Source organism: Dactylosporangium sp. NPDC006015 (assembly GCF_040614215.1).
In the GTDB taxonomy this organism is placed as follows: domain Bacteria; phylum Actinomycetota; class Actinomycetes; order Mycobacteriales; family Micromonosporaceae; genus Dactylosporangium; species Dactylosporangium maewongense.
Genome location: NZ_JBEXUD010000008.1, coordinates 1 through 14377, shown reverse-complemented (window position 1 = coordinate 14377; position 14377 = coordinate 1). Strand labels below are relative to the sequence as shown.

11 protein-coding genes are annotated in these 14377 nt (G+C 76.0%); 6 read left to right on the top strand and 5 right to left on the bottom strand.

The genetic code is table 11. The features are described 5' to 3' along the window. Positions 1-241: 241 nt before the first annotated feature. From ABZ321_RS15885 to ABZ321_RS15875, 3 genes are all read left to right on the top strand, one after another. Positions 242-2053 carry an AfsR/SARP family transcriptional regulator gene (locus ABZ321_RS15885; protein ID WP_354891487.1) on the top strand — a complete coding sequence of 604 codons (1812 nt, stop codon included), beginning with the start codon at positions 242-244 and terminating at the stop codon, positions 2051-2053. 299 nt (positions 2054-2352) lie between these two features. Beyond that, positions 2353-5172 carry a BTAD domain-containing putative transcriptional regulator gene (locus ABZ321_RS15880; RefSeq protein WP_354891484.1) on the top strand — a complete coding sequence of 940 codons (2820 nt, stop codon included), beginning with the start codon at positions 2353-2355 and terminating at the stop codon, positions 5170-5172. Further along, on the top strand, positions 5169-7472 hold the full coding sequence (locus ABZ321_RS15875) for a DUF3488 and transglutaminase-like domain-containing protein (RefSeq protein ID WP_354891481.1): 2304 nt from the start codon (positions 5169-5171) through the stop codon (positions 7470-7472). Before ABZ321_RS15880 ends, ABZ321_RS15875 begins: the two co-directional genes overlap by 4 nt. A 138-nt stretch (positions 7473-7610) precedes the next feature. Here the strand turns inward: ABZ321_RS15875 and ABZ321_RS15870 are convergent, their stop codons facing one another. After that, positions 7611-8480, bottom strand: coding sequence for a sigma factor (locus ABZ321_RS15870; protein ID WP_354891479.1), 870 nt, complete (start codon positions 8478-8480; stop codon positions 7611-7613). 195 nt (positions 8481-8675) lie between these two features. Between ABZ321_RS15870 and ABZ321_RS15865 the strand changes: the two genes are divergently transcribed. Then, positions 8676-9584, top strand: coding sequence for a hypothetical protein (locus ABZ321_RS15865; RefSeq protein ID WP_354891476.1), 909 nt, complete (start codon positions 8676-8678; stop codon positions 9582-9584). A 9-nt stretch (positions 9585-9593) separates the two neighbouring features. Here ABZ321_RS15865 and ABZ321_RS15860 read toward each other — a convergent pair whose 3' ends face one another. Beyond that, a complete protein-coding gene (locus tag ABZ321_RS15860; protein WP_344509434.1) occupies positions 9594-10055 on the bottom strand; it encodes a peroxiredoxin in 462 nt (153 codons plus the stop codon). 135 nt (positions 10056-10190) lie between these two features. On the opposite strand from ABZ321_RS15860, the gene ABZ321_RS15855 reads away from it, so the two are divergent. Both ABZ321_RS15855 and ABZ321_RS15850 read left to right on the top strand, forming a co-directional pair. Further along, on the top strand, positions 10191-11456 hold the full coding sequence (locus ABZ321_RS15855; protein ID WP_354891472.1) for a hypothetical protein: 1266 nt from the start codon (positions 10191-10193) through the stop codon (positions 11454-11456). 12 nt (positions 11457-11468) lie between these two features. Beyond that, on the top strand, positions 11469-12035 hold the full coding sequence (locus ABZ321_RS15850; protein WP_354891469.1) for a hypothetical protein: 567 nt from the start codon (positions 11469-11471) through the stop codon (positions 12033-12035). Between the two features lie 15 nt (positions 12036-12050). Here ABZ321_RS15850 and ABZ321_RS15845 read toward each other — a convergent pair whose 3' ends face one another. From ABZ321_RS15845 to ABZ321_RS15835, 3 genes are read right to left on the bottom strand one after another with little or no spacing between them, the layout of a single operon-like run. Next, positions 12051-13025: a zinc-binding dehydrogenase gene (locus tag ABZ321_RS15845; RefSeq protein WP_354891466.1), complete on the bottom strand. Its 975-nt coding sequence runs from the start codon at positions 13023-13025 to the stop codon at positions 12051-12053. Positions 13026-13043: 18 nt separating this feature from the next. After that, entirely contained in the window at positions 13044-13415 is a 372-nt protein-coding gene (locus tag ABZ321_RS15840) for a MerR family transcriptional regulator (RefSeq protein WP_354891463.1), read from the bottom strand. Next, a complete protein-coding gene (locus ABZ321_RS15835; protein WP_354891461.1) occupies positions 13412-14269 on the bottom strand; it encodes a sugar phosphate isomerase/epimerase family protein in 858 nt (285 codons plus the stop codon). Before ABZ321_RS15835 ends, ABZ321_RS15840 begins: the two co-directional genes overlap by 4 nt. Positions 14270-14377: the final 108 nt, after the last annotated feature.

Here is a 14377-nt window from a genome sequence, read left to right as displayed (position 1 = left end):
CGAGCACCTTACACCAGTCCAGTTTGATGCACTTGCGCCCCGACGGCCGCAGGCCGCGGTCGGCCGGCCACCCCCGGCGGCGAGGTCGTCAGGCCCCGAAAGAACGGGCTGACCAGGGCGTTGAGGTTCCCGCAGGGTTTCGGCAGGGTCTCCGCGGCAACATCGCCGGTGACCACTGGTCCCAGTGGGTCATCGGGGGAACGCGCGCCGGTCCCGGCCGGCGCGCGTTACGACCACGGGGATGCCGATGTCGTTCTCGTTCCAGATTCTCGGGCAGCTCACGGTGCGTTCCGGTGCGGTCCCGGTCGAGCTGCCCGCCGGCAAGCCGCAGGCGCTGCTCGCCGCGCTGCTGCTCAACGCCAACCGCCTCGTCCCGGTCGACCGGCTCGTCGACGCGCTGTGGGACGAGGCGCCGCCCCGCTCGGCGGTGGCGAACGTCCGCACGTACGCGGTCCGCGTCCGCAAGCTGCTCGCCGACCCGGACACCGTCGCCGGCTCGCGGCTGCTCGGCCAGGAGCGGGCCTACCGGATCGCCGTCCAGCCCGGCGAGCTCGACCTGACCGAGTTCACGGAGCTCGCCGCGCAGGGCCGCGCGGCGCTGCGGGCCGGCGACCCGTCGCGGGCGGTCGAGCGGCTCATCGCCGCCCTCGCGTGCTGGCGCGACGACCACGCGGGCGTCGGCCTGCCCCGCCCCGGCGGGCTCGGGCAGCGCCTCGCCGCGGTCGACGACGAGCGGCTGCGCACCGTCGAGGACCTCGTCGACGCGCGGCTCACCCTGCAACACCACGAGGTCCTCATCGGCGAGCTGCGGCGCACCGTCGTGGAGCACCCGCTGCGCGAACGCACCTGGGGGCAGCTGATGCGCGCCCTGTACCGCGCCGGCGACGTCTCCGGCGCGCTGCGCTGCTTCCTGGAGGCGCGCGCCGCGCTGCGCGAGCGGATGGGCGTCGACCCGGGCCCGGAGCTGCGGCGCCTGCACGCGGCGATGCTGGCCCGCGACCCGGCGCTCGACGAGACCGCGCCGTGCCAGCCGTTCGCGGCGCATCCCGGGGCGCCCGCCTTCGCGGCGCTCCCGGTCCCCGCGCACCGGCCGCGGCCGGAACCGCCGCGGCAGCTGCCGCCCGGCCCCGCGGTGCTGGTCGGGCGCGAGCCGGCGGTGGACGCCGTCCTCTCGGCGGTCGCCACCGGCGCCCGGGCCGTCTGCGTCTCCGGGCCGCCGGGCGTCGGCGCGTCCGCGTTCGCCGTGCACGCCGCGCACCTGCTCGCCGACAGGTACCCGGACGGGCAGCTCTTCGTGCGGCTGGGCACCGCCGACCCGGCCGCGGCGGCGGCGCACCTGCTGCACTCGCTCGGCGTCGCCGACGAGACGGTCCCGCGCGGGCTCGCCGCCCGCACCGCCCGCCTGCGGACCGCGCTCGCGAGCCGCCGGGTGCTGCTGCTCGTCGACGGCGTCGACGACGTCGCGCAGGTCCGGCCGCTGCTGCCGGCCGCCCCGGGGTGCCTCGCGGTGATCGCCGCCAGCCGGCCGCTGCCGACGATCGACGGTGTCGCGCTGGTGCCGCTGGACCCCCTGTCCCGGTCCGACGCCGTCGCGCTGCTGCTCGGCTCGCTCGGCCCCGCGCAGGATCCGGTGGCGCTCGACGAGGTCGCCGCCCACTGCGAGGGCCTGCCGGCGGCGCTGCGCATCGTCGTGGCGCGGCTGCTGGGCCGCCCGGACCGGTCCGCGGCCGCGTGCGCCCGGCGGCTGCGGGTGCCGGAGCGCCGCCTCGACGAGCTGCGCGCGCACGACCTGTCGATCCGGGAGAGCCTCGCCGCCCGCTGCGCCACGGTCAGCGCGGCCGCGATGGACGCGCTGCGGACCCTCGCCGGCCTGCCGCAGCCGGTGACGACGCACGACCTCGCCGCCGCGTCCACGCTCAGCCCCGACCGGGCCGGCGACGCGCTCGACGAGCTGGTCGACGCGCGGCTCGTCACCGCCGACGGCACCGGCGGCCACCGTGCCGGAGACCTCGTCCGCCTGTTCGCCGCGCAGATGGCCCCGGCCGATGTATAGCGGTGCCGGGGACGTTGTATCCGCCCTGGACCCGCTCCGTCCGTAAGCCCCCGCCGGAACCGGCCGCCGGACATCCAGCCCTGGCCGCCCGAGACGCATGGTGCCGTCGTCCCGCCCGGCGAGGCGGTGCTTCGCCTGCGAGCCCGGGCGGCCGCTCGCCGATCCTGCCGGCGGCCGCACGCACAGCCGTCCACCTCCCCCGATGCCGCGCCGGAGGTCTCCGCGCCGATGGCAGCTGCCGTAGGATGCGTCGATACGCCGGACCGGCATCGTCGATACAACGGGGGACGGGGAGGTCCATGGAGTTCCGGCTGCTCGGACCGATCGAGGCGTGGACCGCCACCCGGCGGCTGGACGCCGGGCCGCCGCGCCAGCGCCTGGTGCTCGCGGCGGTGGCCGCCGACGCCGGCCGGCTCGTGCCGATCGAGACCATCATCGACCGGGTCTGGGCCGACGACGCGCCCGACCGGGCCAGGCACGCGCTGTACGTGTACGTCGCCCGGCTCCGCGGCGCCCTGCAGGACGGCGGCGCGTCGCCGCTGGTCCGCCGCTCCGGCGGCTACGTCCTCGACGTCGACCCGGAGGCCGTGGACCTGCACCGGTTCCGGGCCCTCACCGAGCAAGCCCGCGACCCGCGAACCTCCGACACCGCCCGGGTCGCGGCGCTGCGGCAGGCCCTGGACCTGTGGCGGGGCGCACCGCTCGCCGACGTGGCCGGCCCGTGGGCCGAGCGCATGCGCGAGAGCTGGCGCCAGCAGCGCCTCGACGCCGCGGTCGCCTGGGCGCAGGCGGCGCTGCGACTCGGCCAAGGCGGAGGTGACGGCGCAGGTGGAGGCGGGGGCGCGGGCGCGGGCGCGGTGGAGCCGCTCATCGGCCCGCTGACCGAGCTGGCCGCGGAGCACCCCTACGCCGAGTCCCTGGCCGCGGCCCTCATCGAGGCGCTGCACGAGAGCGGGCACCAGGCGGAGGCGCTCGACCGGTACACCAGAATCCGCCGCAAACTCGTCGACGACCTCGGCACCGAGCCGGGCGCGGAGCTGCGCGACCTGCACGCCCGGCTGCTGCGGCAGGCCGGCGCCCCGGAAACCCCGGCGCCGCAGCCCGCCGCACCGGTCCCGGCCGCCGCGCAGCTCCCCCTCGACCTGCACAGTTTCACGGGCCGCACGGCCGAGCTCGACCGTCTCGACGCGATCCTCGAGGAGGCCGTCGTCCTCGCCACGGTCACCGGCACCGCGGGCGTCGGCAAGACCAGCCTCACCGTCCACTGGGCGCACCGCGTCGCCGGCCGCTTCCCCGACGGGCAGCTCTACGCCGACCTCAACGGCTTCGGCGGCGCCGACACCGTCGTCACGCCCGCCCAGGCAGTCCGCGGGTTCCTCGACGCGCTGGGCGTGCCGCCGCGGCGCGTCCCGGCCGACCTGGCCGCGCAGACCGCGCTGTTCCGCAGCCTGACCTCGGGCCGGCGCATCCTCATCGTGCTCGACAACGCCCGCGACGCCGACCACGCCCGGCCGCTGCTGCCCGGCGGCCCCGGCTGCCTCGTCGTCGTCACCAGCCGGACCAACCTCGCGGGGCTCATCGCCGCCGAGGGCGCCCAGCCGGTCCCCCTCGACCTGCTGACCCACGGGGAGGCGACCCGCCTGCTCGCCCGGCGGCTCGGCCGCGCCCGCCTCGACGCCGAGCCGTCCGCCGTCGACGAGATCGTGGCCGCCTGCGCCGGCCTGCCGCTCGCCCTGGCGATCGTCGCCGCGCGCGCCGCGCTGCGCCCGCACCAGCCGCTCGCCGACCTCGCCGCCGAGCTGCGCGACGACCTCGACCAGTTCGACGTCGGCGACACCCGCGGCGACGTGCGGGCCGTGTTCTCCTCGTCGTACCGCACCCTGAGCGACGCGGCGGCCCGCCTGTTCCGGCTGATCGGCCTGCACCCCGGCCCGGACATCAGTGCGCCGGCCGCGGCGAGCCTGCTCGGCGTGCCGGTGAAGGAGGCGAGGACGCTGCTCGCCGACCTCGTCCGGGCGCACCTGCTCACCGAGCCGGCCGCCGGCCGGTTCGCCGCGCACGACCTGCTGCGCCGGTACGCGGCCGAGCTGGCGGCCAAGGACCCGGCCGGCGAGCGCACCGCGGCGACGCGGCGGCTGCTGGAGTACTACCTGCACACCGCGTTCGCCGCGACCACGCTCCAGCACCCGTTCCAGGTGCGCGTCCCCGACCCGGCGCCGCCGTCCGCCGGTGTCGTGCCGCCCGCGCTCGCCGACCAGGCGGCCGCGAGCCGGTGGTTCGCCGCCGAGTATCCGGTGCTCACCGCCGCCGTCCACGCGGCCGCCACGACCGGGTTCGACTCGCTCGCCTGGCAGATCGCCTGGACGCTCACGAACTTCTTCCAGCGGCAGGGCCGCCACCACGACTGGATCGCCACCCAGCGGGTCGCGCTCGCGGCGGCGCACCGCTGCGGCGACCGGCACGGCGAGGCGCACCTGCAACGGGTTCTGGGCCGCGGCCACCTCGCCCTGGCCAACTACGACGACGCGCACGCCGCCCTCACCGCGTCGCTGGAGCTGTTCCGTGGGCTCGACGACCCTGTCGGCCGGGCCGCGACCCACCTGAACCTCGGCGAGGTGCACGAGGCGCAGGGCGACAACGCGGCGGCGCTCGACCACGCCGAGCAGGCCCTCGCGCTGTACCGCACGACCGACCGGCCCTCCAGCCTCGCCTACGCGTTGAACGCGTCCGCCTGGTACCACATCGAGCTCGGCGACCCGGGCCAGGCGGTCGGGCACTGCCGGCAGGCGCTCGCCCTGCAGCAGAAGATCGACGACCGGCACGGGCAGGCCGCGACCCTGGACACGCTCGCCTACGCCCACCACCGCATGGGCGCGTTCGTGGACGCGGTCGCCTGCTACCGCCGCGCCGTCGCCCTCACCCACGCCCTCGCCGACAGCCCCAACGAGGCGGGCATCGGCGACCGGCTCGGCGACGCCCTCTTCGACTCGGGCGACCTGCCGGCCGCGCAGGCCGAGTGGCGCAAGGCGATGAAGATCTACGACGAGCTGACCCACCCGGCGGCCGACAAGATCCGCGCCAAGCTGGCCGCGCGGCTGCCCCAGGGGGTGACCGGATGACGACGCACCACCGCGCGCCGCGGCGGCTCACCCTGGTCGCGGCCGTCTCGACACTGCTGGCCGCGCTGCCGGTCGGCACGCTCTTCAACAACGCCACCTGGGCGCTGCACGCCGCCCTCGTCGTGGCCGCGATGTGCGCCGCCGGGCTGCTCGTGCGCAGCGTCCGCGCGCCGTCCTGGGCGCCGACCCCGGCCATGGCGCTCGCCGGCCTGCTCGTCCTGACCTGGTCGTTCCGCAGCGGCCACGAGTACGCGGGGATCCTCCCCTCACCGGGCACCTTCGCCCACTTCCGCGACCTGCTGCGGACCGCCGCCGCCGACCTGGCCAGGTTCGCGCCGCCGGTCACCGACCGCGAAGGCCTCATGTTCCTGGCGGTCCTCGGCGTCGCCGCCGTCGCGCTCCTCGTCGACCAGCTCGCGGTCGTGCAGCGCCAACCCGCCCTCGCCGGGCTGCCGATGCTGGCCGTCTACGCCGTGCCGGTCACCGCGAGCAGCGCGAGCACCAGCTGGCTGCCGTTCGTCCTCGGCGCCGCGGGCTTCCTGTGGCTGCTCGGCACCGACAGCGTCGACCGGATCCACCGGTTCGGCCGCCGACTCGGCAGTGCCGGCCCGCGGACGCCGTCGCCGCTGGCCGCGGCCGGGCGACGGCTCGGTGCCGCCGGGGTGGGTCTCGCCGTCCTCGTGCCGCTGGTCCCCTTCGCGCTGCCCGGCATCGGCCTCGACCGTCTCGCTGGCGCCGGTGACCCCGGAGGCGACGAGGTCAGCATGGTCGCCGCGTTCGCCGCGCGGCTGCGGCAGGGCCCCACATCCGACATGGTGCGGGTGACCGGCGCGACCGACCCCGACCCGTACTACCTGCGCCTCGGCGTCCTGGAGCAGCTGACCCGTCAGGGCTTCACCGCCCGCCCGCCCGGCGACACCGGCCGGCTCACCGGACCCGACTGGGGCGCGTCGGTCCGCAGCACCGCCTACCGGGCCGACATCGAGATCGTCAGCGGTCTCGGCGATGGTCTGCTGCCGGTGTACGCCTGGCCGACGAGCATCACCGGCGCGGGCGCCGGCTGGCGCTTCGACGGGCGGACCGGCGTCGTGCACGCCGAGCGGCGGGCCGCCCCCGGGCTGCGGTACACGGTCGGCTACGTGCGGCCCGACGTCACGCCCGGCGACCTGCGCGGGGTCGCCCCGGTCGACCCCGGCGACCCGGCGTTCAAGGACACCCTCGCCGTGCCCGACGACCCGGCCGTCCGGTCCATCGTGGAGCGGCTGGTCCAGGGCCGGGCGACGCCGTACGACCGGCTCGACGCGATCCACGCGTTCTTCGCGCCGTTCACCTACGACACGCGGGTGGACGCGGACCTCGACCTGGCCGGGTTCCTGCGGACCGGGCGCGGGTTCTGCGTCCAGTACGCCGCCGCGTTCGGCTGGCTGCTGCGCGCCGCGGGGATCCCGTCGCGGGTCGTGATCGGTTTCGCCCGCGGCACCCGCAGCGGCGGCACGACCACGATGACCAACCGCGACCTGCACGCCTGGACCGAGGCGTACTTCCCCGGCTTCGGCTGGCTGCCGTTCGACGCGACCCCGGCGGGGGCGATCGCCGGCTCGGCGTCCACCGCGTACCTGCCCGGCCCGGACGCCACCGCCGCCCCCACCGCCGCTGCCACCGACGGGCGGCCGGGCGGGGCCGTGGCACGCCCGTCCGCGTCCGCGGCGCCCGCTCCGACCGCCGCTGCGGAGCCGCCGACGCCCGCCCCGAAGGCTTCCGGCCCGGCGACGGCGGTCGTCCTGTGGGTGCTCGGCGGCGCGATCGCCGTGCTGCTCCTGCTCGTCCCGGCGGCGCTGCGCGGGCGGGTCCGGCGGGCGCGGCTGGCCCGCGCGTCGGCCGCGACGCCGGGCGAGGAGGCCGCGAGGGCGCGCGCCCACCACGCCTGGGACGAGCTGATCGACACGATGCTCGACTACCGGGTGCCCGTCCACGACGGCGAGTCCCCGCGCGCCACCGTCGCCCGCCTCGTCGTCGACGGCCGGCTCCGCGTCGAGACCCGCGACGGTGTGCGGCTGCTCAACGAGGTCGAGGAGCACGCCCGGTACGCCCGCCGCCCCCTGCCCACCCCCGAGCTGCGGGCCGCGCTGGGTGCGGTCCGCGCCGACCTGGCCGGGCACGCCACCGCCGCGATCCGGGTGCGGGCGGTCCTGCTGCCACCGTCCCTGCTCCGCCGCCGCCCGACCAGCGCCGCAACCGCGCGGTCGTCGCCCCGGACGCCAGCACACGCAACCTCGCGCCGTCGTCCGCCGCCACGCTGACCGCCGCACCCGGTCGATCACGCGTATCGGCCCGCGACAGCAACGGCACCAACCGCTGATGCGGTCGCTGCCCAGGGAGCTGTGGCTGCTTCAACCGCGCGGTCTCGAAGCGCCACGCGGAACGCAGGCTGCCGGCCCTCACCGGCGACGGACACCCGACGACGCCCCGCGACCGATGACCACCCCGGCAGCGACGCCGGCCGACGGAGCCGTCGCGGCGGCGGGTGTGAGGCGCGGTGGCGGCACGAGCAGCGGCAGCGGCGCCAGCAGGCGCTCGGGCGGGGTCAGCCGGCCGCCGCCGTGGGTCGCGCGCCCGTCGCACGGCGGCAGGTGGCGGGCGATCCGCTTGCGCCACAACGGATCCGGACGGCCGTCCCAGGACGCCGTCAGGTCGGCCAGCGCCGGGCACCCCGGCCGGGCGCGCAGCGCAGCCACGACCCGCCGGGCGGTGTCGAGCTGTTCGCGCATGCGCTGCACCCGCACCGCCACGTGCGCGACCGGCAGGGCCACCGCCGCCGCCACGTCGGCCCGGCTCAGGTGCCCGCCGACCTCGAGCCACCACAGCGACAGCAGGTCCCGGTAGGACGGGTCCAGCCAGCGCGTCGCGTCGGCGACGTCCCGCTGCTCGTGGGTCAGCGCCTGCCGCAGCATGACGAGGCCGATGAAGTCCGACGCCGGGTCGGGCCGTTCGGCGAGCCCCCCGAACCGGCTCTCCCGGGCCAGCCGCCGGCGGCGCGCGGCGGCGCGGGCGTCGGTCAGGTGCCGCAGCGCGACCGTGACCACCCAGGCGCGCACCCGGGCCGGCTCACGCGCCACCACCGGCCCCGCCGCCAGGCTGGTCATCGCGTCCCGGACGATGTCGTCGACGTCCAGGTCCCGGTCCGCGGCCCGGCCCACCACGCTGTACACCAGCGGAAGAAACCGCGCGGCCAGCTCCCGCATCGCCGCCCGGTCCCCGTCACGGGCCGCCGCCGCGAGTTCGTCGTCCAGTCGCTCCAATGTGTCCACTGCCTGCTCCGGTCTGTCGCATGATGCCGCGGGCGCCCGCGGACGCCCCTTCGCGCACAACAGACCGGAACCGGTCCCGCCGGATAACAGTTTCTTCCACCACGACGACGGCACCGGGGGTACGTGCGGCAGGATCTCTCCGTGGGCGAGCAGGCATGGGACGGCACAACCAAAGCAGGCACCAACAAAGCTGACATGGCGCGGCGGCAGCGGCTCGCCGACTGCGCGAAGCGCTACGACTGGGCCGGTGTCTTCGCGGTACTGGCGGAAGAGCCCGGACTGGTGAACTCGGCCCGCCCCGGCGGCGCGTCCTGGTTCGCGCCGCTGCACCAGGCGGCGCACGGCGGCGCGCCCGTCGAGGTCGTGGAGCGGCTCGTCGCGCTCGGCGCCTGGCGCGGGCTGCGGACCGCCGCCGGGGACCGCCCCGCCGACCTCGCCCGGCGCGCGAACCACGCGCACCTCGCCGCGGTGCTCGAGCCGCCGCGGCGCTTCGACGTGCCCGCCGGGACGCTGCGCCGGATCCAGGTGTTCGTCCACGCGGTGATCCGGGCCCGCGTGCAGCACCTCGTCGACCAGCACGCCCTGCGGCTGCCGGAGCTGGAGGTGCTGCTGGAGCTGGCCGAGCCGCGGATGTCGTTCCAGGTGCCGGGCATGCACGGGCGGTTCGAGCTCCGCCTCGACCCGGCCGGGCCGGACACCAGGTTGATCGTCGACGTGTTCGCCGAGCGGCACGAGGTCACCGCGCGGGAGGTGCGCGTGCGGGAGCGGCCCGACCCGCCGCTCGTCGCGGTGCCCGGGGAGGGTGCCGGGTTCGCGGAGCTGGTGACGTTCGCCCACACGTACAACGGCTATGACCTGCACGGTGGCTCCGAAGGCCTGGCCGAGGTGGTCGCCCCGGCGCGCCGCGACTGGGAGCGCACCGGCGGCCTGCCCGGCGATCTCGACGTGCTGCGCGCGTGCCTGTTCTTCCAGCAGCGGTCGCACTACTGGGACGGCGGCTCGTGGGACTTCGGGACCGACCGGTTCGTCGTCGCGCTCCTCGCCCGCATCCGTGAGCTGTCCGGCGGCACGGTGCCGCACCGTTCCATCAAGGACCCGGGCTGAGCGTCGCCCTTACGCGGCCTGCCGCTTGCGGAGCGCGGCGACGGCCTTGTCGGCGTGCACGTCCATCCGGATCTCGCTCTTGATGACCTCGAGGATCGTGCGGTCGGTGTCGATGACGAAGGTGATGCGCTTCGTCGCGGTGAGGCCGAGGGGGCCGCGCCCGACGCCGAACAGGGCCCGCACGACGCCGTCGCGGTCTGACAGCAGCGGATAGCCGAGGCTGTGCTTCTTCGCGAACTCCGCCTGCCGCTCGACCTCGTCGCCGCTGATCCCGACCGGATGCCCGCCGACGGCCTTGAGCTCGGTGTACACGTCGCGGAAGTGGCACGCCTCGGCGGTGCAGCCGGCGGTCAGCGCCGCCGGGTAGAAGAACAGGACCACCGGCCCGTCCGCGAGCAGGCCGGTGAGTGACCGGGTCACCCCCTGCTCGTCCGCGAGCTCGAAGTCCTCGACGACGTCCCCGACGTTCATGCGACCATCCCCTCATTCAAGATCCGCGCTCATCCTGTTCGCCGCGCGGGGCGGGCGCAACCGGCGGCTCCCGGAAAGATGCCACACCCGCGGCGGCGGGCCGGCGGGCGGGCGCCGCGCGGCTACGGTCCGGACGTGACCCGATCCCAGTGGACGCAGCGGATACGGCAGGCCGACCCGCGCCACGGCGCGCTGCTCGTCCTGTCCGTCGCCGCGGTGACCGCGTTCGCTGTGCTCATCACGTTACTGGTGCCGCCGGCGCCCACTGCGTACGGTGCCGGAATCGCCCTCACCGGGCCGGTCGTCCGGCCCGACGAGAACCCGCTGTTCGCGATCCAGGAGGTCCTGGCCCAGCAGTCGGCGGCGCTGCTGCGTGGTGACCGCGACGGCTACCTGCAGGCGATCGCCGCCGACGACGCGCCGCTGCGGGAGCAGGCCGGCCGGCGGTTCGACTCGCTCACGGCGCTGCGCGTGCGGCGCTGGACGATGGAGACCGCCGACCTGCCGTCCCGCACCGACGACACGTGGCGGGTGCCGGTCGACGTCGGCTACTGCTTCGCCGACGACGACTGCACGCCCGTGCGGCTGCGCGTCGCCACGAAGTGGTCGGTGGTCCACGGCCGGCTGCGGCTCTCCGGGCACGAGCAGACCCACCGCCCCTGGGACGCGACGACCCTCGCAGTCAAGGAGGGCGGCCGGGTCACCGTGGCCGGACCGGCCGGCGACGCCGCGGGTGACCCGGTGGTGCTGGACCGGGTGCTGCGCGCGGCGGAGGCGGCCACCGTCACCGACGACCGCTTCGCCGCCTCGTTCGACGGCCCGCCGAAGCGGTACTTCGTCTACGTCGCGGGCGAGGAGCAGTGGAAGGACTGGTACGCGGGCGGCGCCGCCAACGCCGGTGCCTACACGATCCCGCTGCAGCCCGGCGCGGCCGACGTCGTCGTCGACCACAAGACGATGACCGACTCGTGGCTGCCCACCCTGATCACCCACGAGTTCGCCCACGTCGTGACCCTCGGCGGGATCGCCCCACCTGCCCCCGCGTGGTGGCTGACCGAGGGCGTCGCCGCGTACATCGCCAACGGCGAGGGCGGTGAGCTGCGCAACGACCTGCCGTCGGTCCGCCGGCACCTGGCGGCCGGCAAGTGGGACGGCTCGCTGGTCCTCACCCGCCCGCCGGCGGACGCCACGTTCGACGAGACCGCCGCCCGTTACGGCATCGCCCTGCTCGCCGTCACCTACCTCGCCCAGCGCTACGGCGAGGCGAAGATGCTGGCCTTCTTCACGGAGGTCGTCCGCAAGCGCCGCACCGTCGACACCGCCGCCCAGTCGGTGTTCGGCACCCCCTGGCAGACCGTGTCCACCGACGCCACCGCATCCGTCCGTGCCGCAGCGAACTGAAGGGACATCGCCATGCGATCCGTCGCACCCGCGCTCCTGCTCACCGTGACCGCGCTCGCCGCCTGCTCAGGCACCGCAAACCCCGCACCGGCCCCACCGCGGACGACCGCCGCCGCCACCTCCAGCGCGACGGCAGCGGCGGCGGCGTCACCGGTCGCCGGCTGCGAGTTCTATCAGGCGGCCGACGCGAAGGCCGTGCTCGGCGCCGAGCTCAAGCCCGCGCCGAAGTTCACCGACAACGAGCCCGGCAAGACCGACACGAAGTTCACGTCGTGCGTGTACTGGACCGCCGACGACCAGCGTTACGCCAACGTCGGCTACCGTCGCGCCCTGACGCCGGCCGGCGCCGCCGACAACCGCTCGCAGTTCACCCGGCAGCGCACCGCCGACGCCGTCGCCGTCGCGGGCGTCGGCAGCGACGCGTACTGGGACACCCCCAACGGCCAGGTCCTCGTCCTGGCTGCCGGCGACGCCCTGCTCGTCATCTCCACCGGCGTCAAGGACGCGCCGAAGGCCGGCAGAAGCCGGCCCGACACGGAGAAGCTCGCCCGGCTCGTCGTCGCCCACCTGCCCGGGTAGTCGGTCAGGGGCCTGTCAGGGGCGCAGGGCGAGCTTGCCGGTCGTGGTGCGGGACTGGAGGGCGGCGAGGACCTCCGGCCCGTCGGCCAGCGGGTGCACGGCCGGGGTGCCGGGGGTCAGGACGCCGGCCGCGCGGAGTGCGGTGAGCTCGGTGAGCAGCGCCGCGTAAAGGTCGGGTGCGGTGTCGATGAGGACGCCGAGGTGCAGGCCGATGACGTGGACGGGGTGGGTGAAGTTCAGCTCGCGGTTGCTGACCGTGGCGTCGCCGCCGGCCACGCCGTAGACGACGACCCGGCCGGTGACCCGGCGGGCCGCGGCGAGGGCGGCACGGAATGACGCGCCGCCGGCCGACTCCAGCACCAGGTCGGCGCCGCGGCCGGCGGTGAGGCGCAGCGTGCCGGCGGCGACGTCGGCGGTCCGGGCGTCGAGGACGTGCGCCGCGCCCAGCTCTCGCACCAGGTCGTGCTTGCCGGCGGAGGCGGCGGCGATGACCGTCGCGCCGTAGTGGACGGCGAGGCGCGTCGCGGCCTGGCCGACGGCGCCTGCGGCGGCCGTGATCAGCACGGTCTCGCCCGCGGTGACGCGGCCGAGGGGGCGCAGCGCGGCGAGGGCGGTGGCCCAGTTGAGCACGAGCCCGAGGGCCTGTTCGTCGGTCCAGCCGGCCGGCACGGGCGTCAGCGCGGCCGCGTTCAGCAGCATGTACTCGGCGAAGGCGCCGGCGCCCGTACCGGCGACGTGATCGCCGACATGGACGGCGGTGACGTGCGGTCCGGCCGCGACGACCTCACCCGCCGCCTCGAGCCCGGCGACGAACGGTGCCGCCGGGCCGCCCTCGTAGGTGCCGTGGGACCGCATGACGTCGGCGTAGTTGACGCCCGCCGCGCCGACGCGGATCAGGACCTCACCGGGGCCGGGGACGGGCACGGGGGCGTCGGTGACGAGCCGGAGGCCGGCGGGGCCGTGCAGGGAGGTCTGGAGAAGCGCTCGCATGGCGCGACCGTAGAACCTTCACGGTTGCGTGAGGGTCAAGCGCGCGGCCCGCAGGTAGGCGTCGAGGGCGTCGTGGTTGCGGGTCAGGCACGCGATGCGGCGCTGCAGCTGCTCCACTTGCCGGGCGACCTCCTCCAGGAAGTACGCGCAGGGTGTGGTGGGCAGCACCTGCGAGGGGCCGTCGAGGAACGGCAGGACGTCGCGGATGATCCTGGTCGGCAGGCCGCTGTCGATCAGCGCCCGGATCTGCCCCACCGCGTCCACGGCGTCCTCACCGAAGTCCCGGTAGCCGTTGCTGCACCGGCCGGGGTGCAGCAGCCCCTCGTCCTCGTAGTGCCGCAACGCCCGGACACTGACGCCCGTCCGCTGCGACAGCTCGCCGATCTTCATGCCTCGAACATAACGCTCCGCAGGTAGGCGAGGCCGTCCAGCGCGAGGCGGTCCTGGGTCTCGGCGAGCGGGCGCCAGATCGACGCGGCGGTGGCGATGGTCTCGTTCTCCGCCGTGAAGGACTCGATGCACAGCGCGCCCGTGTAGCCGGCCTTGTCCAGCGCCGCGAGGAACCGGGGCCAGTCCAGGTGGTCGTTGCCCGGTGCGCCGCGGTCGGTCCCGCTGACCTGGACGTGCTTCACGAAAGGGCCGGCGACCGCCACGGCCGCATAGGGATCGCGTTCTTCGATGTTCATGTGGTACGTGTCGAGCATGATCCCCACGTTGGCGGGCAGGCCTTCGATCAGCTCGACGGTCTGCTCCATCGTGTTGACGACGCTCGTCTCGTAGCGGTTCAGGGCCTCGACGCCGATGGTGACGCCGAGCTCCCCGGCGTGCTCGGCGACGGGCGCGAGTCCTTCCCGGAAGTCCCGGTAGCAGGCCTGCCGCTCCGGCGGGGTCATCCGCCAGGTGCGGCCGACGGCGGCGTAGACGGGCCCGCCGACGCAGGGCGCGCCGACGGCCGCCGCCGCGTCGACGCAGGCCCGTAGATAGGCCCGGGTCGACGCGACGGTGGCGTCGTCGGTGCAGACCAGGTCGCGGCCCGGCGGCGTGACCGCGCAGACCCCGGCGGCGCGGAGGCCGTGCGCGGCGAGAAGGTCGCTCGTGCGCGCCGGGTCCCAGTCACCGACCTGCTCGATCGGCAGCTCGACCGCGTCGAAGCCCCATTCGGCGAGGCGTGGCACGAGCGCAGCGAGGGCGGCGTCGTCGACGGGCGAGGACCAGATCCAGGGGTTGGCACCGATGGCGCGCACGAGCGGCTCCTTCTACTTCCAGCGTTGGGGGTAGCCGGGCAGGTCGGTGCAGCCGCACATGGCGTAGTGCAGCGGCGGCATGTTGGCGTCGACGTACTTGTCGAGGTT